At 72.9% G+C, this 19598-nt stretch carries 19 protein-coding genes; 13 read left to right on the top strand and 6 right to left on the bottom strand.

Annotated features, from left to right (window positions below; translation table 11 throughout):
- Positions 1-282, bottom strand: coding sequence for a hypothetical protein (locus tag IEZ12_RS13395; protein ID WP_189272240.1), 282 nt, complete (start codon positions 280-282; stop codon positions 1-3).
- A gap of 102 nt (positions 283-384) precedes the next feature.
- Entirely contained in the window at positions 385-936 is a 552-nt protein-coding gene (locus IEZ12_RS13390; protein WP_229847499.1) for a pyridoxamine 5'-phosphate oxidase family protein, read from the bottom strand.
- 228 nt (positions 937-1164) lie between these two features.
- On the opposite strand from IEZ12_RS13390, the gene IEZ12_RS13385 reads away from it, so the two are divergent.
- From IEZ12_RS13385 to IEZ12_RS13360, 6 genes are all read left to right on the top strand, one after another.
- The gene (locus IEZ12_RS13385; protein ID WP_189272239.1) at positions 1165-2082 is read left to right on the top strand and encodes a metal-dependent hydrolase; all 918 of its coding nucleotides are present in this window, start codon (positions 1165-1167) and stop codon (positions 2080-2082) included.
- A 442-nt stretch (positions 2083-2524) separates the two neighbouring features.
- Positions 2525-3460 (top strand): PDR/VanB family oxidoreductase, encoded by a 936-nt coding sequence (locus IEZ12_RS13380; protein ID WP_229847498.1) that lies wholly within the window; start codon positions 2525-2527, stop codon positions 3458-3460.
- A 4-nt stretch (positions 3461-3464) separates the two neighbouring features.
- Positions 3465-4316 carry a M24 family metallopeptidase gene (locus IEZ12_RS13375; protein WP_043911183.1) on the top strand — a complete coding sequence of 284 codons (852 nt, stop codon included), beginning with the start codon at positions 3465-3467 and terminating at the stop codon, positions 4314-4316.
- Positions 4313-6046: an SDR family oxidoreductase gene (locus tag IEZ12_RS13370; protein ID WP_189272237.1), complete on the top strand. Its 1734-nt coding sequence runs from the start codon at positions 4313-4315 to the stop codon at positions 6044-6046. Before IEZ12_RS13375 ends, IEZ12_RS13370 begins: the two co-directional genes overlap by 4 nt.
- Positions 6047-6162: 116 nt before the next feature.
- Positions 6163-7014, top strand: a complete 852-nt coding sequence (locus IEZ12_RS13365) for a DUF3626 domain-containing protein (protein ID WP_189272236.1) — start codon at positions 6163-6165, stop codon at positions 7012-7014.
- Between the two features lie 6 nt (positions 7015-7020).
- Complete coding sequence (locus IEZ12_RS13360; protein ID WP_229847497.1) at positions 7021-7659, top strand: LysE family translocator; 639 nt, start codon at positions 7021-7023, stop codon at positions 7657-7659.
- Here IEZ12_RS13360 and IEZ12_RS13355 read toward each other — a convergent pair.
- Positions 7637-8671, bottom strand: a complete 1035-nt coding sequence (locus tag IEZ12_RS13355; protein WP_189272235.1) for a helix-turn-helix transcriptional regulator — start codon at positions 8669-8671, stop codon at positions 7637-7639. The two genes, IEZ12_RS13360 and IEZ12_RS13355, sit on opposite strands and share 23 nt — an antisense overlap.
- A gap of 107 nt (positions 8672-8778) precedes the next feature.
- Between IEZ12_RS13355 and IEZ12_RS13350 the strand changes: the two genes are divergently transcribed.
- Together IEZ12_RS13350 and IEZ12_RS13345 are read left to right on the top strand one after the other, a co-directional pair.
- Positions 8779-9444, top strand: a complete 666-nt coding sequence (locus IEZ12_RS13350; protein WP_189272234.1) for an alpha/beta fold hydrolase — start codon at positions 8779-8781, stop codon at positions 9442-9444.
- Between the two features lie 411 nt (positions 9445-9855).
- Positions 9856-10530, top strand: coding sequence for an MvdC/MvdD family ATP grasp protein (locus tag IEZ12_RS13345; RefSeq protein WP_229847496.1), 675 nt, complete (start codon positions 9856-9858; stop codon positions 10528-10530).
- A 151-nt stretch (positions 10531-10681) separates the two neighbouring features.
- Here IEZ12_RS13345 and IEZ12_RS13340 read toward each other — a convergent pair whose 3' ends face one another.
- Positions 10682-11056, bottom strand: a complete 375-nt coding sequence (locus IEZ12_RS13340; RefSeq protein ID WP_189272232.1) for a nuclear transport factor 2 family protein — start codon at positions 11054-11056, stop codon at positions 10682-10684.
- A gap of 303 nt (positions 11057-11359) precedes the next feature.
- Complete coding sequence (locus tag IEZ12_RS13335; RefSeq protein ID WP_189272231.1) at positions 11360-12070, bottom strand: FadR/GntR family transcriptional regulator; 711 nt, start codon at positions 12068-12070, stop codon at positions 11360-11362.
- Between the two features lie 75 nt (positions 12071-12145).
- On the opposite strand from IEZ12_RS13335, the gene IEZ12_RS13330 reads away from it, so the two are divergent.
- The 4 genes from IEZ12_RS13330 (at position 12146) to IEZ12_RS13315 (ending at position 15385) form a co-directional block, all read left to right on the top strand.
- The gene (locus IEZ12_RS13330; protein ID WP_189272230.1) at positions 12146-12979 is read left to right on the top strand and encodes a sterol desaturase family protein; all 834 of its coding nucleotides are present in this window, start codon (positions 12146-12148) and stop codon (positions 12977-12979) included.
- A 238-nt stretch (positions 12980-13217) separates the two neighbouring features.
- The gene (locus IEZ12_RS13325) at positions 13218-13484 is read left to right on the top strand and encodes a WhiB family transcriptional regulator (RefSeq protein WP_189272229.1); all 267 of its coding nucleotides are present in this window, start codon (positions 13218-13220) and stop codon (positions 13482-13484) included.
- Between the two features lie 37 nt (positions 13485-13521).
- Positions 13522-13944, top strand: coding sequence for a universal stress protein (locus IEZ12_RS13320; protein ID WP_189272228.1), 423 nt, complete (start codon positions 13522-13524; stop codon positions 13942-13944).
- Between the two features lie 211 nt (positions 13945-14155).
- Entirely contained in the window at positions 14156-15385 is a 1230-nt protein-coding gene (locus IEZ12_RS13315) for an MFS transporter (protein WP_189272227.1), read from the top strand.
- A gap of 11 nt (positions 15386-15396) precedes the next feature.
- Here the strand turns inward: IEZ12_RS13315 and IEZ12_RS13310 are convergent, their stop codons facing one another.
- Entirely contained in the window at positions 15397-16257 is an 861-nt protein-coding gene (locus IEZ12_RS13310) for a LysR substrate-binding domain-containing protein (protein WP_189272226.1), read from the bottom strand.
- 565 nt (positions 16258-16822) lie between these two features.
- On the opposite strand from IEZ12_RS13310, the gene IEZ12_RS13305 reads away from it, so the two are divergent.
- Positions 16823-19513 carry an SdrD B-like domain-containing protein gene (locus IEZ12_RS13305; RefSeq protein ID WP_189272225.1) on the top strand — a complete coding sequence of 897 codons (2691 nt, stop codon included), beginning with the start codon at positions 16823-16825 and terminating at the stop codon, positions 19511-19513.
- Positions 19514-19598: the final 85 nt, after the last annotated feature.

Raw genomic sequence — 19598 nt, 5'->3', positions numbered from 1 at the left:
TCACCGGTCCTCAAGGCGGCGCAGTACCGCGGACGCCGGGGTGCCGGGCGCGGTGCCGGACCGGACGGCGGTGTGGATGCGGTCGCCCTCCGGGTCGCGGTAGAGCTCGGCCCGCAGCCACCACCGCCGCAGGACACCGCCGATCGTCGTGTCGTCCGCCTCGCCCATCTCCCGGTAGAACTCCATCCGTTGCGCCGGCGGCAGCGCGGCGGCCACCGCGTCCTGGGTGCGCGGGATGGGCGGGGTTCCGTCGTGATGGCCGTGCAGGGATGCGGCGCTCACCATGTCCTCCGGAGTCTCGGGCGGGCGGGGCCACCGCCCAGTGTGCTCTCCCCGGATTCGCGGCCGACGGCCGGGGCACGGGGTCGTGCGGTGAGTGCTCGATCAGCCCGGGACGTCGGTCGGGACCCAGCCGGTGGAGGTCCAGCCGGCGGGGGTGCGGGTGAGGAGGACGTGCCGGTGGCGGCGGTCCCCGCTCGCCTGCCAGAACTCGGCGGTGACGGCGTGCAGGGCGTAGCAACTCAGCGCGGGGGAGGGGGTGGCGCACTGCGGTGCGGGCCGGACGGGGCCGCGCAGGCGGACCTGGCGGCCCGGTTGCGGCCAGTAGCAGGTGAGGGCGGCGTCCGGGCGGGCGGCGAACTGACGGGCCTTCGGGGAGCCGGGCTCGGTCCAGAAGTGCCAGGCGCCGGCGGCCCGGTCGACGTCGCGCAGGACGAGCACCCGGGCGTCCGGGCGGCCCTCGGCGTCGACCGTCGACAGGGTCATCACCTGCGCGTCCGGGACGCCCGCCGCGAGGGCGTCCAACAGCCAGGCGGTGAACACGGCGGCCGGGTCGGCGGGGGTGGCCGGGTCCGGGGCCGGGTAGCCGGCGGCGGCGAGGACCGGGTGGCCGATCAGGGCCCGGACCAGCGGGTCGGGTGCGGTGCGGTCGGTCAAGGCGTCTCCCGGGGTGGCTTCGGACCACCCTATCGAGCGGCTTATTAGACTCAATGTTGATAAGAACCGTCGAAACCCTTGTCGGGCCCGCTACCCGCGAGTAGTTTGCCCCTGTGCCCACGGGCCCACCGAGACCGTTCCGACCCCCTCCCGGCGGCCGGGCCGACGCCCACTCCACTCCACCCCACCCCAGCCGTATGTCCACCCGCAGGTACTGGAGGCACCCCCATGCCGCGCACCACCCCCTCCCGCAGCCTTCGGCCCGGGCAGCCCGCGTCCGTGCACGACAACCTGGTCCTCGAACCCCGCGACGTCCACTTCGACTGGTCGCAGCTGCCCCTGCACTGGATCCCCGACGAGCCGATGGCCACCCACACCATCAACGTCCTGCACCTGCTGCTTCCCGAGGGCGAACGATGGTTCGTCAAGGTGTTCAAGGAGGCGCTGCCGCTGATCCGCGACGACCAGCTGCGCGAGGAGGTCCTCGGCTTCATCGGCCAGGAGGCGATCCACGCCGAGGCCCACCAGGAAGTCCTCGACCACCTGCTCGGCCAGGGCCTCGACCCGCGACCGTACGTCCGGCAGATCAGCTGGCTGTTCCACCGCGTCCTCGGCGACAAGCCCGGGCTGACGGCGCGTCAACGCCGCGAGAACGTCATCGAGCGGGTCGCCTTCATCGCCGCGATCGAGCACTTCACCGCGTTCCTCGGCAACTGGGCCCTCAACTCGCCCGGCCTCGACCGCGCCAAGGCCGACCCCACCATGGTCGACCTGCTCCGCTGGCACGGCGCGGAGGAAGTCGAACACCGCAGCGTCGCCTACGACCTGATGCGCCACCTCGACCCGGGCTACCTGCGACGGGTCCGGGGCATGGCGGTCTCCGGACCGCTGCTGGTCCACCTGTGGATCCGGGGCACGCGGTTCATGCTGGCCGCCGACCCGTTGTTGAACGGGAGCCTGGTGCCGACCTGGCGGGAGGCGCAGAAGGCCGCGAGGCGGGGGCTCCTCCCCGAACCGGGGCGGTTCGTGAAGTCGGCGCTGCGGTACTTCAGTCCGGGGTACCACCCGACGAACGAGGGGTCCTCGTCGCAGGCGCTTGCGTACTTGGCGAAGTCGCCTGCGGCAAGGGCTGCCGCCGCGCATTGATACAGGGGGCGCGAAGACAGGGGCGCCGGGGGGTACCCCCAGGCGAAGCCGAGGGGGCGGAACTGCGCGACAAGCGCACACCACGTCCGTCAGGTCGCGATCAAGTGCAGGTCATTGTCCCGCGTCGCGATCTTGCGGTGAGACGCGTCCCCTTTCGCGCAGTTCTCCCCCAGCCCTGGCGGGCCGGGAGGTACCCCCACGCGCCCCTGCTTTCGCACCCACTCGCGCCCCTGTTCTCGCGCCCGCCAGCTCTCCTTGTTGTCCCCCCCAAAGAACTCCCGGAGTTTTCCCCATGGATCTCGAAACCCCGCCGCCGGATCTGTACGGCCGTCCCCGGGCCGATCGGATGTTCTCGCGGTTGACTGCGTTCGGTGACTGGTACAGCCCTGCGCTGGGGCGGCCGGGGTTGCGGCGGAGTCCTCGGCGGGCGGAGTCGCGGCCGGTGCCGCCGCTGTACTTGGTGGTGACGTCGCACCAGGTGGTCGCCGAGGATGTGGTCGAGCTGCGGTTGGCCGATCCGTCGGGCGGGGTGCTGCCGGAGTGGCAGCCGGGGGCGCGGGTGTTGGTGACGTTGCCGTCGGGGCGGGAGCGGCACTATTCGTTGTGCGGGGATCCGGCCGATCGGCTGGTCTACCGGGTCGCGGTGCGGCGGATCGCCGACGGCGGCGGCGGGTCGGTGGAGGTGCACGACGAGCTGCACGTGGGAGTGCGGCTGCGGGTGCGCAGGCCGCGGAACGGGTTCGCGTTCTGCGGGGAGCGGCAGGTGCTGTTCCTGGCCGGCGGCATCGGGGTCACGCCGTTGCTGCCGATGGCGCGGGCGGCTCAACACGCGGGCATCGACTGGAAGTTGATCCACGTGGGCCGGACGGCTGCCGCGCTTCCGTTCACCGCCGAGTTGACGGCGCTCGATCCGCGCCGGGTCGAGATCCGGACCGACGACGTGCACGGCGTCCCGGATGCGGCGGAGCTGCTGTCGCACGCCGCGCGGAACGCCGCGGTGTACGTGTGCGGCCCGGCGTCGATGCTGAGTGCGGTGCAGCGGGCGCTGGACGCCTCGCCCGCGGCGTCGTTGCACTTCGAGCGGTTCGGGGCCGCGCCGGTCGTGGACGGTCGGCCGTTCGCGATCAGACTGGGGGAGGGCGGGGAGACGGTGGCCGTTCCGGCGGACCGCTCCGCGCTGGACGTGGCGCGGGAGTCGAAGCCGGATCTGGCGTACTCCTGCAAACAGGGTTTCTGCGGGACGTGCGTGCTGAAGGTGGCGTCCGGGACGCCCGAGCACCGCGACCGCAGGCTGACCGAGGAGCAGCGGGCCGCGGGCCTGATGCTGCCGTGCGTGTCCCGAGCCGCCGAGGGCGAGACCCTCGTCCTGGAGGTGTGATCCGATGAAGCAGCGCGGACAGTTGCCCCGATTCCCGTTCGACGAGCGGGACCTGGCGAAGTTCCGGGAGGTGCAGCAGCTGGCGTACCACTGCGCGGAGCAGGTCGCGGCGTGGATCGAGCCCGGCGTGACGGAGCGCCAGGCGACCGCGAAGCTGCGGCGCAGCCTGGTGCGGGCCGGGGTGCAGGACTTCTTCCACGTGCCGTTCGCGTGGTTCGGCGACCGCACCGCGTTCCGGCACTTCCACACGCCGCTGCAGTTCTTCGCCGGCTCGCGGGTGCTGCGCGAGGGCATGCCGTACGTGCTGGACTGCGCGCCGGTGGTGGACGGCTACACCGCCGACATCGGGTACGGCGGCAAGGTCGGCGAGAACCCGGTGTGGGACCGGCTCGCGCAGGACCTGCGGGTGTACCGGGAGCTGATCCTGCGCGAGGTGAAGGCGCGCCGGACGTTGGACCAGGTGTACGCGGCGGTGGACGCGCAGATCGCCGAGCACGGCTACGACAACCGCCACCAGGTGTACCCGGGCCGGGTGATCGGCCACCAGGTGACCAGAACGACCGCGCGCGGCCCGGCCGGCGTCAACCTGTTCGGCTTCGGCGTGCGCACCCTGCAGACCCTCGGGCGGGAGCTGGTGAAGGAGCGCCTGGAGGGGCGCTCGCCGCTGTGGGCCGGCGGCCGGGCGTCGCGGCACGCCCCCACGCCCGGCCTGTGGGCGGTGGAGCCGCACATCGGCTTCCGCGAGGTGGGCATCAAGTTCGAGGAACTCCTCGTGGTCACCGACGAGGACGCGTACTGGCTCGACGACGACCTGCCGCACGTGCGGCGCTGGGCACTCCAGGAGGGCACCGCATGACCGGCCGCAGCACCGAGATCCGTCGCCGCACCGTCGACTCCGGCGGGCTGAAGCTCGCCGTGTACGAGCAGGGCGACCCGAGCCGCCCCACCGTGCTGATGGTGCACGGGTACCCCGACGACCACAGCGTCTGGGACGACGTGGCCGCCGACCTGGCCGTCGACCACCACGTGGTGCGGTACGACGTCCGCGGCTGCGGAGCGTCCGGGGCGCCCGGCGGGCGGGAGGGCTACCGGCTGGAACTGCTCGGGCAGGACCTGTTCGCCGTCGCCGACGCCGTCAGCCCCGACCGGCCGGTGCACGTGGTGGCGCACGACTGGGGCAGCGTGCAGTCCTGGGAGGCCGTCACCGCCCCCGGCTCGTACCGGCGGATAGCCAGCTACACCACCATGTCCGGCCCCTGCCTGGACCACATGGGCTTCTGGATGCGGCACCGGCTGCGCCGGCCGACGCCCCGGCACGTCTCCCAACTGCTGCGCCAGGGCGTGCACTCCTGGTACATCGGCCTGTTCCACCTGCCCGTCGTGGCGCCCGCCGCGTGGAAGCTCGGCCTGGCCCGGCTGTGGCCCCGGGTGCTGAACGACCTGGAGGCCGTCCGCCCCCGGCCCGGCCACCCGCAGCGCACCCTCGCCAAGGACGCCGTGCACGGCATCGAGCTGTACCGGGCCAACATGCGGCCCTCGATCGCCAGGCCGCGCGAACGCCACACCGAGGTGCCCGTCCAGCTGATCACCCTGCAGCGCGACCACTACGTCGCGGAGTTCCTCTCCGAGGGCCTGGAGCGGTGGGCGCCCCGGCTGACCCGCCGCACCCTGAACGCCACCCACTGGTCGGCGCTGCTGGAGAAGGGCCCCACCGTCGCCGCGCTGGTCCGCGAGTTCGTCGCCCGCGACCACGGCGCACTGCGTCAGGAACCCTCCGAGGGCGGCGAGTTGGTGGTCGTCACCGGCGGCGGCAGCGGCATCGGCCGGGCCACCGCGCTGGCCTTCGCCGACCAGGGCGCCCGGGTGGTGGTCTGCGACCGCGACCTGCCCGCCGCGCAGCGCACCGCAGAACTGTGCGCGCTGTCCGGCGTCAAGTCCGGCGCGTACCAGGTGGACGTGAGCGACGGCGCGGCCATGGCCGCGTTCGCCAAGCGGGTCGCCGCGGACTTCGGCGTCCCCGACGTGGTGGTCAACAACGCGGGCATCGGCCACTCCGGGACGTTCCTGGAGACCACCGATGAGGAGTGGCGGCGCGTCCTGGACGTCAACCTGTGGGGCGTCATCCACGGCTGCCGCGCCTTCGGGCAGCTGATGGTCGACCACGGCCGGGGCGGACACCTCGTCAACCTGGCCTCCGCCGCCGCCTACCTGCCGTCCAAGGTGCTGGCCGCGTACGCCACCTCCAAGTCGGCGGTGTACATGCTCTCCGACTGCCTGCGGGCCGAACTCGCCCCGCACCGGATCGGCGTCTCCACCATCTGCCCCGGGATCGTCAACACCAACATCACCCGCACCACCACCTTCTCCGGCCTCGACACCGACGAACAGGCCGCCAAGCAGGCCCGGGTGTCCAAGATGTACGCCCGCCGGGGCTTCCCGCCGGAGAAGGTCGCCGCCGAGATCGTCCGCGCCGTCCGCACCGGCAAGGCCGTCGTCCCCGTCACCGTCGAGGCCAAGGCCGCCAAGCTGCTCGGCCGGATCAGCCCCGGGCTGCTCCGCCTCGGGGCCCGGATCAACGCGGGCTGACGGAACGGCAGTTGGCGGAGGCGGCGCGGCCGGTGGGAGAACCGGCCGGGCCGCACCCGCCGGGCGCGGGGAAAACCGGCTGCACAACGCGGGTCTTCGGCGTAAGACTGCCGTCCATGGACACGCCCGAAGCCCGAGCCCTGCGGCACGTCGCCGCCCGCAGCAGCGGCGACCCGCTGCCCGCCGGGATCGACGTCACGCTCAACTTCCACCCCGACCGCGAGCTCGACGGGGTGCCGATCCTGGAGTCGCTGGCCCGGGACGGCGTGTACCGCTCCCAGTTCTCCACCGGCACCAGCAACGGCGGCCTCACCGCCCACCCCGGCGGCGACCGGTGGACGTGGGAGAGCCGGATCTTCGGCGGCGCCTACGACGACGCCCCCGCCGAGCGCCGCCCCGTCTACGGCGCGCTCAACCACCTGCGCAGCCCCTACGGCGGCGCACCCCGCTTCGGCTCCGCGCACTTCCGGCTCGCGCCCGGGGCGCTGGACCGGGCCACCTTCTGCTACCCCGACAGCGTCTTCGAGCCCGAACACTTCGGCACCGCCGCCGCGATGGCCCTGATCACCCTGGTCGAGGCCGACGGACCGGACCTGCTGGACGCCTACGTGGAGGCCCAACTGCACGGCAGCGTCCGAGTGTCGGCCCACTTCGACGCACTCGTCCTGGACCCCTGCTACCGGGGCACCGCCGTCGAGACCGCCGCCCGCGCGCTGCCCTGCCGCCTCGAATGGCACCCCGGCCACCGGCTCACCGTCGACGAGCTCGCCCGCCACGACGACTACCGCGGCCCGCACATCACCGCCCTCGGCGCGAAGATCGCCCGTGACGGCTCGCCCGGGGGACCGACCGGCGGCGTGCTCGACCCGGCCGTCATCGGGGCCGCCGTCCGCAGCGGGCAGTACGACCCGCAGGAGCTGAAGAAGGTATGGCACTGCCTGGCCCGGTTCGGCCGCCCCGTAGACTGACAGCCCATGGATCTCACCGCCATGGCCGCCCCCCTCGCCTCCTTCGCGCTGGTCGTGGGCCTGCTCACCCTCACCCCCGGCCTCGACACCGCGCTCATCCTGCGCACCGCCGCCCTCGGCCACCGCCGCCAGGCCTGGGGCGTCGTCCTCGGCATCCAGACCGGCACGATGCTGTGGGGCACCGCCTCCGCCGCCGGCCTCAGCGTGCTGCTCACCGCCTCCCGCGCCGCGTACGAGACGCTGCGCTGGGCCGGCGTCTGCTACCTGCTGTGGATGGGCGTCCAGCTGCTTCGCAACCGCAAGCACGACAGCTCCGCCGACGGGCCGGAGGAGACCGGCAACCCCGGTGGCTGGTGGGCCGGTTGGCGGCGCGGCACGCTCACCAACCTGCTCAACCCGAAGGTCGGCGTGTTCTACGTCGCCGTGCTGCCCCCGTTCATCCCCGCCGGCGCCCCGCACCTGCCCGCCGGCGTCCTGCTCACCTCCGTGCACGTGATCGAGGGCACCCTGTGGTCCGCCGTCCTGATCGGCTTCGCCCACACCCTGCGCGGCTGGCTGCGCCGCCCCGCCGCCCGCCGGGTGCTCGACCGCGTCACCGGAACCGCCGTGGTCGGCTTCGGGGTCAAGCTGGCGCTGAGCGACTGACCTCCCCGGACTCCTCGGGCTCCCCGGACTCCTCGGGTTCTGTCGGTTCCGTCGGTCCTGCGACGGCGGCGGCGAAGCGGGCCGCCGCCGCGGCGACCGCCGCACGCAGCTCCGGGCCGCCCACGACCCGGAAGTCGAACGGGACTCCCGACAGCCAGTCCTGGGCGTACATCGCCGGGTTGCGGGTGCTGCCGCGCAGGACGCACCGCCGATCGCCCGCCGCTTCGAGGCGGCCCATCGGCCCGGCGACCCACGGGGCGACCTGCGCCAACGGGGCGTCGAACACCACGTGGGTCGGATAGGCCCAGCCCGAACCGAGATGCGCCTCCAGCAGCGCGACCGGGTCGAGGTCGGCAGGCATCCGGAAGCCGGTCGTGGTCTCCTCCGCCGCCAGCACCCGGTCGATCCGGAAGGTGCGGATCGCGTCCGACCGGTGCGAATGGCAGAGCAGGTACCAGCGGGCCCGGCGCACCACCACCGCCCACGGATCCACCTCCGCCCGCCACTCGTCGCCCGCTGCGCTCCGGTACGTGATCACCGCCCGGCGGCGCGCCGCCACCGCCTCGACCAGCGTGTTCGTCACCCCCGGGTCCGCGTACACCGCCCGCGGATCCGGCGCGGCCGCCGCATGCTCGCGCAGTGCCGCCGCCTGCCGCCCGACCTCCTCCGGCAGCACCCGCACCACCTTGTCCAGCGCCGCCCCCACCGGATCGCCCGGCTCACCGGCCGCCGGCCGCCCGTCCAGCACCGCCATCACCAGGCCCAACGCCTCCGCCTGGGTGAACGCCACCGGCGCGAGCCGCGTCCCGCGCCGCAACCGGTACCCGCCGTGCGGCCCGCGCTCCGACTCCACCGGAATCCCGGCCTCCCGCAGGATCGCCACGTACCGCCGGGCCGCCCGGTCCGTCACCCCGAGCCGCTCCGCCAACTCCTCCGACGTGGTGCCCGGCCGGGCCCGCAGGATCTCCAGGGTGCGCAGTGCGCGGGCGGTGGGACTCGTTCCGGTCGACATGTCGGCCAGCGTAGGCCGGTCCCGCGACAATCAGGAAGTGGATCGTCCGGAACCGCACCTAGCCTTTGAAGCGCCCGCTTCTCTTCTCTCTTCTTCGGGAGCTCATCGTGGACATCCTGCTCATCGGCGGTCTCTGGCTGGACGGCACCGCCTGGGACGGCGTGACCCCCGTCCTGCGTGAACTCGGCCACCGGCCCAGCCCGTTGACCCTGCCCGCCGGGCCCTCGACCACGCTGGACGAGCAACTCGCCGCGGTCGTCTCGGCAGTGGACGCGGCGGCCGACCCGGTCATGCTGGTCGCCCACTCCGCCGCCTGCACCCTCGGCTGGCTGGCCGCCGACGCGCGGCCCGAACGGGTCGTCTCGCTCGTCCTGGTCGGCGGGTACCCGCAGCAGGACGGCGCGCCCTACGCCGAATTCTTCGAGATCCGCGACGGCGTCATGCCGTTCCCCGGCTGGGGGCCGTTCGAAGGCCGGGACAGCGCCGACCTCGACGAGAGCCTGCGGCAGCGGATCGCCGCCGAGGCCGTCCCCGTCCCCGAACACGTCGCCCGCGGAATCGTCCGCCTGACGGACCCGCGCCGTTTCGACGTCCCGATCACCATGGTCTGCCCCGAATTCGACCCCGACCAGGTCCGCACCTGGGTCGCCGAGGGCCAGGCCCCCGAACTCGCCGCCGCCAAGCACGTCGAGTACCTCGACTTCGAATCCGGCCACTGGCCCATGTTCACCAAGCCGGCCGAGCTCGCCCGCCTCCTCGCCACCCTCGCCTGACGGCCGTCACAACCACCGCCCGGCGGCCTCCACACCGTCGCTCACACCGGTGTCGAACGCGATCGCCGCGCCCGGCGCGTGCCGCCGCGGCATCCGCGTCCACCCCGGGGACGGCGTACGGGTCGCCACCCACGAACCACAGTTCCCCGCGAACTCCCGTCGCAGGCGACCCGGTTCACGCCTCGTCACGTGCACCGGCTGCCGCGTCGGCATGCGTCCGGATACCGCCCGGGGCCGGCGCATGACACTCGCACACCATCAACACCCGAGGAGGCCACCGACGTCGGCACACGCCGAGCGACTTCCGACCGGTACGACCGGCCGAGGAGACGCGCAGGGCGGGGACGCGCCCGACAGTGACACCGACCAGTGAGGAGGAGCTGCGCCGGACTGGTCGCGGTCGTCACCACTGTGCAGGATCCGACGCCCGACCTGGTGATCGCCGAGCTGCACCACCGGGGCGTCCCGGTCGTGCAGTTCGACGAGGGTGACCTCTCCGCGACACTGTCGCGCACCGCCCGGGCCGGAGGGGTCTCCGCCGGACGGCGGGGCAGCCCGCGCACGCCCACCCGGCCTGCTCGGCCCGGGCCGATCAGGGCGCTGTACTGCCGGCGCCCGGCGGCGTCCGCGTTCCCGCACCTCGACTCGCAGGACGCAAGCGTGGCAGCCGCCCACGCTCGCCACGGCCCCGGCGGGGTGCCGGCCTCGCTGCCGGGCTGCCTGTACGTCAACCACCCGCACCGCATCGACAAGGTGGCGGACGTGCGGGTGACCGTGATCGGCGACCGGATCTTCGCCGTCCGGATCGACAGCGGTCTGCCGGACTGGCGCACCGACCACTCGGCGCACACCTACGCGGCGATCCCGGTCCCCGATCCGCTCGTCCGTGCGATCCTCGCCTACCTCCGACACTTCGGACTGGTCTTCGGCGCCTTCGACTTCGCGCTTACTGGACCGGCGCACGCCGCGGACAGCTGGGTGTGGATCGAATGCCATCCGTCCGGCCAGTGGTCGTGGCTGGAGCCCCCGACCGGACTGCCGATGACCTCCGCGCTGGCGGACCTGCTCGAACGAGGGACGCCGTGAACGGCCGGCGCCGGCGTACCGGAACGGGCCTGGGCGACCCAGGTCTTCGGGGCCGGTGCCGTCCGGGCAGCGGGTGCGGATCGGGCTGCCCCGGACAGGCCCGGGCCGGTGGCTCCCGGCGCGAGGCGATTCGCACACCCGCTGCGCGTGCTCAGCTCGCGTCGGCGGGGCCTTCGAGGACGAGAGTGGTCTCGTTGATGCGGCGGAAGCGGCCGTCGGCGGCGAACTCGGCGAAGAGGTAGACCTCCATGTGGAGGGTGGAGCCGTCCTTCATCGAGATGGCGGCGGTGTGGTGGTCGGCGTAGTTGTCGCCGTCGAAGAGCTCCTGGTGCATCTCGATCACGCCGGAGACCACGGCCTCGCGGAGATTCGCCATGTTGACGAGAAACGCGTCGCGCTCAACGGTTCTGCCGTCGATGCGCTGGACGAAGTCGGGGGTGATGTGACGCTCGGCGGCCTTGTCGAGATCGAGGTCCGTGGAGAAGACGATGTCGTCGAGGGCGGCCCGGATGTCGGTACGAGGCATGCTGCAACTCCCTGTGTCGGACGGCGACGTCGGTGACGGAAGGACCGCCGGGCGGTGGGCCGGAGCCGAGGCGTCGGCCGGCCGGAACCCGTTGTCGCCGCTGATGTAACTGCTCTTATACCAAAGGGAGTTCGTTCTCCGTGGCGGTACGCCGATTCGCGTAGCGGCGGCTTCCCGGACGGCGAGGGGCTCGGGGAACGCGGCATGCCGGAGGTCGGGCGTCGGACGGCCGCAGTGCGTGCGGTGCGCCGCCGGCCGAGGCGGTCGAGCCTGCGGCGGGCGCGTTCGCCGAAGGCGGGGGCGTCAGGGCCGGTCTGCCGCGTTCCGGACGGCCGTGATCGAGGTGTTGAGCAGGCGGGTGGCCGTGGCGTGGGCCGCGGCGGGGTCGCTGCGGGTGATGGCGCGGGCGAGTAGTTCGAGGTCGGCGGTGCGGCGGGATTCGTCGCGGAGGGCGGCCATGAAGTGCTTCGCCGTGGGGGAGTCGTCGATCGCTTCGAGGCCGGCCATCAGGGTGTTGAGGGCGAGGCGGTAGGGGAGGCTGTCGGTGCCGGTGACCAGGGCGGTCCAGTAGGCGGCACCGGTGGCGGCGAGTTCGGCGTCGGACATCGCGTCGTGGGGGAGCAGGTCGAGCAGCTGGGCGCCGACGTGGGGTGAGCGTTCGGCGCAGAGGCGGGCGGCGTCGGCGCCGATGCAGGCGCGGAGTTCGAGGACGCCGACGGTGGCTTCGTCGTTGAACGTGCCTCGGGCGATGACGAGTTCGGGGAGCAGGTCGAGTCCCGCGTGGGCGGGGATGTCGAGGACGCGGGTGGCGCCGCCCTGGTTGACCTCGACGAGGTTGCCCTGCTGCAGGCGCTTGATGGCTTCGCGGACGGCGTGCCGGTTGGCGCCGAAGGTCTCGGCGAGTTCGCGCTCGGAGGGGAGGGCGCCGGTGAGCGTGCCGTCGAGGATCGCGTCCATCAGCTGACGGTGGATCTGGCCGGAGAGCGGCATGGGGCCCACGGGTCGGAGGTTCACGCGGTCAGCATACTCAGGCGGGCCGTCCGCATTACTCGTTGTCTGGTTGGACCAGTAACCCTATGCTCCGGGCTCATGGATCTCGCATCGCTCGTACTCTGGCTCTCCGCTCCGGTCTTCCTCCTCGGCATGCTCGTGGAACTGTTCGTGCTGCGCCGACGCCGGCTGCCCTCCTACGACAGGCGCGACTCCCTGCTGAACATCGCGACGGCCGTCGGCAACCAACTGGTCGCCATGCCATGGGCGATCGTCGAGGCCGTGGTGCTGCTGCGGCTGCACTCGGCGGTGCCGTGGCACCTCGACGGCTGGCCGGCCTGGGTGGCCGGGATGATCGCCGTGGACTTCGCGTACTACTGGTTCCACCGCGCGCACCACGAGATACGGGTGCTGTGGGCGGTGCACGTGGTGCACCACAGCAGTGAGCGGTACAACCTGTCGGTCGCGCTGCGGCAGCCGTTCCTGCTGGCGGTCACGGCGCTGCCGTTCCTGCTGCCGGTCATGCTGATCGGCGTCCGGCCCGAGGTGCTGACGGCCTGTTTCGCGATCAACCTGGTCTACCAGTTCTTCATCCACACCGAGGTTGTGGACCGGATGTGGGCGCCCGTCGAGTTCGTCTTCAACACCCCGAGCCACCACCGCGCCCACCACGGATCGCAGCGCCAGTACCTCGACATCAACTACGGCGGGATCCTGATCCTCTGGGACCGGCTCTTCGGCACCTTCGAGCCCGAGGGCGAGCGGGTGCGCTACGGCCTGACCAAGAACATCGACACCTACAACATCCTCCGGGTGCAGACCCACGAACTCGTCGCGATCGCCCGGGACGTGCGCGGCGCCCGCACCTGGTCCGACCGGTTCGGCCACGTGCTGCGCGGGCCGGGCTGGACGCCGAAGCCGACGCAGGCCTGACGGGAGCCGGTCGGACGGGGACGGGAGGTGTGCACGGACCGGACGCGGTGGGTGCGTCGTCGGGCCAGCCGGGGGCGGGGCGCGTTCCTAGGGTGGAGGTCGATCCGAGCCCAACGTCGAGGGAGCGCACCGTGACTGGCGCGAACGCGGTCGGCCGGCGGCCGGTCCTGGAGTCCGAGGCGCAGGCCTCCGGGGGCGCGGCGGCGAACCCGCCGGCCCTGCGTCAGGGGTGAGCGCGATGAAGCCGCCGATCACCGAGCCGCTGCTGAACCAGTGGGGATGGCAGGCCCGCGCCGCCTGCCGGGGCATGGACTCCGCCGTGTTCTTCTCGCCGTGCGGCGAGCAGGGCGAGGCCCGCCGGATGCGCGAGCGGCGGGCCCGGTCGGTGTGCCGCGACTGCCCCGTCCGCCTGGCTTGCGCGTCCTTCGCCGTCCGGACCGGCCAGGACTTCGGGATCTGGGGAGGCCTCACGGAGGCCGACCGCCTGGCCGCCCGGAAGGGTTGAGGGCGGATCGATGTCGGTCCAACAAGAAGGAGTTCACGTGTTCACACGCATCGTCCTGGCCGTCGACGACAGCGACGCCCGGCTGCACGCCGTCTCGACGGTCGCCGAGCTCGCACGGCGCTTCGGTGCGACCGTCCACGTGCTGCACCTGGCGCCGAGCGTGGTGGTGGAGTACAGCGTGGTCGCGCTGGAGGACGACGACGCGGCGCGGCGGGTGCTGGACGAGTCGGTGCGGGCGCTGCGCGAGGCCGGGGTGGAGGCCGACGGCGAGCTGGTGGACGGGCTGCGCGGCCAGGTGCCGACGGTGATCGCCGACGCGGCCGCGCGGCTGGGGGCGGACCTGATCGTGCTCAGCCCGCACCATCGCGGCGCGGTCGCGTCCTGGTTCCGCCCGAGGGTCTCGGACGCCGTCGGCCACGCCTCGCGCGTTCCGGTCCTGCTGATCCCCGACGCCGGCTGAGAGCCGCCGGCCCGCCGAGAGCTGGCGGCCCGCCGAGAGTCGCTGGCCCTCCGAGGGCCGCCGGCCCGCCCGAACGATCATCGCGAACAAAGATGACAGTTGTCGTCGATCATCGCGATCGGGTGGGAAGCGCGGCCCGGCCCCCGGCGCTCACACAGGTGCACGCTGCGATCGCCGCAGCGGTAGGACACGACCACCCAGGAAGGCAGCCATGGCCACCTCGCCGAGCAGCAACAGCTCGACCACGTCCACCACCACCTCGACGGAGACGACGCAGAGCGGCGTGCCCGGCGGGCTCGTCGCGCTGCTCGCCGTCTCCACCGGCATGACGGTCGCCAACCTGTACTACGCGCAGCCGCTGCTGGCGAAGCTGGCCGAGGTGTTCCATGTCGGGACGACCACGGCGGGCGCGCTGGTGACGGTCACCCAGATCGGCTACGTGCTGGGCATGCTGTTCCTGGTGCCGCTCGGCGACCGGGTCGAGAAGCGGCGGCTGGTGGCCCTGCTGCTGGTCGTCACCACCGTTGCGATGGCGGTGGCCGGTACGGCGGGCAGCTTCGCGGTGCTGCTGGTCGCCTCGCTGGTCAGCGGGGCGACCTCGGTGGTGGCGCAGATACTCGTGCCGTTCGCGGCCAGCCTGGCCCCGGACCACGCCCGCGGCCGGATCGTCGGGCGGGTGATGGCCGGCCTGCTCGCCGGCACCCTGCTCTCCCGCACGCTGAGCAGCCTGGTGGCGGGCGCTGCCGGCTGGCGGGTGGTGTACCTCGGCTCGGCCGCCCTGACGGCGCTGCTCGCCGTCGCCCTGTACCGGGCGCTGCCGGCGCACGCGGCCACCACCGACCTGCCGTACCACCAGGTGCTGCGCTCCACCGTGCGGTTGGTGCGCACCCACCCGGCGCTGCTGAAGCGCGGGCTGTACCAGGCGGCCGTCTTCGGGTCGTTCAGCGCGTTCTGGACGACGGTCTCGTTCCAGCTCACCGGCCCGGCGTTCGGGTACTCGGAGGCGGGCGTCGGCGTCTTCGCGCTGGTCGGCGCCGCGGGCGCGCTGGTCGCCCCGCTGGCGGGCCGCTGGGCGGACCGCGGGTTCGGGCGGCCGCTGACCGGGGCGGCGCTGCTGGTGGCGTCCGGGAGCGCGGTGCTCGCGGGCCTCGGCGGGCACAGCATCGTGCTGCTGGCGCTCGCCGCGATCCTGCTCGACGTCGCCGTGCAGACCACGCTGATCCTCGGTCAGCACGTGGTCTACCAGCTCGACCCGGGCGCCCGGGCGCGGCTGAACAGCGTCTTCATCGCCACCTTCTTCCTCGGCGGCGCGCTCGGTTCGGAGTTCGGCACTGTCGCCTTCCACGCGGGCGGCTGGTGGGCGGTCGCCGGGTTCGCCGCGGTGCTGCCGCTGCTGCCGCTGGTGCACTGGGCGACGAACCGGAAGGGCGCCGCCGGCTGAGCGGGGGCGGATCAGCCGAGGTGGCGCAGCAGCGCCGCCACGGCGGGCGTCGGCTCCCCGGCGGGGCAGGCCACCGCGACGTCCCAGCGGGGCTGCCCGCGGGTGAAGCGGCGCAGGGCCAGGTCGGGGAAGTGGGCGGCGATCGACTCGGGCAGGACGCAGACGGCGAGGTCGTGGCGGACCAGTTCGGCGGCGGCGACGATGTCGTTGACCTCGAAGACCGCCGTCCGCTCGACACCGGCAGCCCGGAACGCCCGGTCGACCGCGGACCGGACCGCCCAGCCCGGGGCGAAGTCGACGAATGGCAGGCCGGCGAGTTCCTCGAAGCGCACCCGGCCGGGGTGGGCGAAGGCGCGGCCCGGCGCGGCGGCCAGCACCATCGGCTCGCAGGCCAGCGAACGCACCGTCAGACCGCGCTGCTGCTGCCGGTCGAACGCGACGATCGCCGCGTCCACGGTGCCGTCGCGCAGCCCGGCGCGGATGTCCACGGCCGCGGCCTGGTGCAGGCGGATCGTCAACCCCGGGTGCTCGGCCCGCAGTTCGGCGAGCACCCGGTCGAGGCCGAGCCAGACGCCCTGCATGGTGCCGATGGTCAGCACCCCGCGCAGCACCCCGCGCGCCTCGTCCGCCGCCGCCCGCGCCAGATCCGCCGCCCGCAGCGCGGCCCGGGCGGCCGGGACGAACGCCGTCCCGGCGGAGGTCAGGGTGACCCGGTGCGTGGTGCGCTCGAACAGCTGGACGCCGAGCTCCTTCTCCAGCGTCCGGACGGTGCCGGACACCGCCGACTGCACGACGTGCAGCCGCCGCGCCGCCGCGGTGAAACCGCCCTCCTCGGCCACCGCGACGACGACCTCCAGCTGCCGCAGTTCCATCCCGCTCCCCTCCGTTCCCGCAGGTCGGCCCGCCGGTCGGGGCCGCGTGCCGTCAAGGCTAGGCGGTGCCGCCGCACCGGACGCCGGGGCGGGTCACCCCGACAGGGCGTCGCGGAGTCGGCCCGGGGGTCAGGTGGAGATGTCGGGGCGCCTCGCCACCGGGCCGAGGAACTGTCAGGGGAATTGTCTCAAAGTCGACTTGGCGGCAATGGCATGCTTTGACGGCGGGGCGGTTCGGTCGTGATGATCTGCAGTCGTACTCACACACCGGCTCCGCGGAATGGGCGCGGGGATTTTCCGCCGCGCGCCGGGCGCGCGAGCTGCGGGGGAGCGGCGGGGAGCGGCGCGGGGGGAAGCGGCGTGCGGGCGCGCGGGCCGGGCCCCGGGGCGTGGGGAGCGCACGGAACTGATCGGTCGTGCTTCCCGATGAATCGTCAATTTGCTTGGTAAGTAAGCGGGACGTGTCTATTCCGCTTATTATTCGGCCAAACGAGGAGTGCGCGGGACCGAATCGGTGAACTTGCTGCGGGGGTTCGGCGTGCCTTCCTGACGACGAGAGCAGGGCATGACCCAGACAGAACAGGAAACCCGAGCGCCCGCGCCCCGCGCGGGCCGGCGGACGGCCGGGCGGGCCGCCGCCGTGGTGGCGGCCCTCGCCGCCACCGCCGCCGTCACCGCGCCCTCCGCCTCGCCGGTGACCGCCGAAGGTTCGGTGACGGTCCAGGTGGTGCGGACGGTCGACGAGAGCGGAACCTGGTCCGGACCGGCGCTGGAGCCGGGCATGGCCGGAGTGACGGTCACCCTGACCGGCGAGGACGGCGCCATCAGCACCGCGGTCACCGCCGCCGACGGCACCGTGACGTTGAAGCCCGCCAAGGCGACGGCGAGCGGCAAGTACCGCGTCGAGGTGGTCAATCCGAAGCCGGGCGTGCTGTTCCCGGCCTTCGCCTCCCGCGAGGGCCTGCCCGGCGCGCCGGACAAGCTCAGCAGCAACGAGGAGTTCGTCGACCTGTCGGCGGGCAAGCACGCGGCCCTGACCACCGGCTTCTGGAACCCGGCCGACTACTGCCAGCAGAACGCCCCGCTGGCCACCGCCTGCCAGCCGGCCTCCCTGGACCCGGCGAGCGGCCGCACCCTGCTGACCTTCCCGTACCGCTCCCGGGGCGTGAACCAGGACGTCACCAACATCGCCAACACCGGCGACACCGGCAACGTCTTCGGCATCGCCTGGAACCGCGACGACAAGCGGCTGTTCAGCTCCGCCCAGGCCAAGCGCGCCACCGTGTACGGCTCCGGCGGCCCGGGCGCGATCTACGTCACCGACCCGGCGACGAAGGCCACTTCGCTGTTCACCGTCGTCCCGAACGCCGGCAGCACCGCGCACGCCGGCAACGCCCAGGACGACGGGTTCGTCGCCCCGGTCGGCAAGGAGAGCCTCGGCGGGCTGAAGCTCTCCGAGGACGGCCGCGACCTGTACGTGGTCAACCTCCACGACCGGAAGCTGTACCGCTACGACGCCACGGCGAAGACGGTGGAGAAGCCCAAGGCCGTCTACCCGATCCCGACGCCGAACTGCCCGTCGGCGGACGACTGGCGGCCGTTCGGCCTCGGCATGCAGGACGGCGTCGGCTACGTCGGCGGCGTCTGCTCCGGCCAGTCGACGCAGAAGATCGGCGACCTGCGGGCGATCGTGCTGCCGTTCGACCCGGCCACCGGGAAGTTCGACACCGCCGTCCTCGACCAGCCGATCGACTACCACGGCACGCCGGCCGGGAACGCCTGCGGCGGCTACTTCTGGTACCCCTGGCAGGACACCGTGCCGATGGCGAACGGGCAGGTCTGCGGCCTCAACCCGGAGCCCGAACTCGGCGAGATCGGCTTCGAGACCGACGGCTCCATGCTGCTCTCGTTCCGCGACCGCTACGCCGACCAGGCCGCTGCCGCCCCGCCCGAGGGCCCGCTGCCGAACGGCTTCGTCTACGTGCTCGCCTCGGCCGACCTCAACAAGGCCTGCAAGTCCGGCGACTCCTACGTCATGGACGTCAACCTCGGCTGCGGGATCACCACCAAGGGCAAGGGCTTCTTCAACCTGAACCGCCCCGCCCCGGTCGGCCACCCGTACGCGTCGTTCGCGGGCATGGCGCTGTCCAAGGTCGAGAACTCCATCGCCACCTCCGGATACGACGTCTCCAACCACATCGTCACCGCCGGCACCATGTTCACCCTCCGCAACGGCGGGATCGACCCGGGCTTCGGCAACGAACTGTCCAACGGCACGTCCCGCTTCGGCAAGGGCGCGGCGATGGCCGACCTCGAAGTGCTCTGCGACAAGGCGCCGCTGCAGATCGGCAACCGGGTCTGGTACGACCCGGAGCGCTCCGGTCTGCAACTGCCGCAGCAGAAGCCGGTCGTGGGCGCGACGGTGAACCTGTACGACGCCGACGGCAAGAAGGTCGGTACGGCGAAGACCACCGCGCGCGGTGAGTACTACTTCGACAACACCAACGTCACCGGTGGTCTGAAGCCCAACACGGCGTACACCGTCAAGCTCGACAACCCGGCGGACTACGCCAAGGGCGGTCCGCTGTACCACTGGGTCCCGACCAAGGCGAACGTCGGCGACAACAAGGCGATCGACTCCGACGGCACCGTCCCGAAGGGCGGCACCTACGTCGAGCGCGCGCTGACCACCGGCGGCCCGGGTCAGAACGACCACACCTTCGACTTCGGCTTCAGCCAGCAGCAGGGTGCGCTGCGCCTGGTCAAGAACGACCAGGACGGCAAGCCGCTGCCCGGCGCCGTGTTCCAGCTGTGGCGCGAGACCAACAAGACCGACGGCCTCCAGACCGACGGCGACAAGGCCGACACCAAGGTCGGCGACCCGTGCACCACGGGCGACAACGGCGCCTGCGCCGGCGAGGTCGACAAGGGCACGTACTACTGGCAGGAGGTCACTCCGCCCAAGGGCTACCAGGTGCCGGAGCAGCCGGTCCTCGGACCGGTCATCCTCGACGACGAGCACCTGGAGGAGGGCATCAGCACCACCGCGGTCAACAAGCTGATCCCGCCGCCGCCCACCACCCCGGCCCCCACCCCGCCGGCGACGCCCACTCCGGCGCCGACGCAGCCGTCGGGCGGCCTGGCCTTCACCGGCATGGACGACACCGCGCTGACCTGGACCGTGGTCGGCGGAGCGGTCCTGCTGGTGGTCGGCACCGGAATCCTGATCATCGCCCGGAAGCGCCGCACCAACTGACGCCCGAGCACTGACGCTTGAGCACTGATGCCCGAGCACCGACGCACGACCGAGGGGCCCCGGGATACTCTCCCGGGGCCCTTCC

The sequence above is a fragment of the Kitasatospora griseola genome, from assembly GCF_014648555.1.
Lineage (GTDB): Bacteria > Actinomycetota > Actinomycetes > Streptomycetales > Streptomycetaceae > Kitasatospora > Kitasatospora griseola.
Note: the sequence above shows the minus strand (reverse complement) of the source record. Positions and strands in the feature narration are given on the sequence as shown.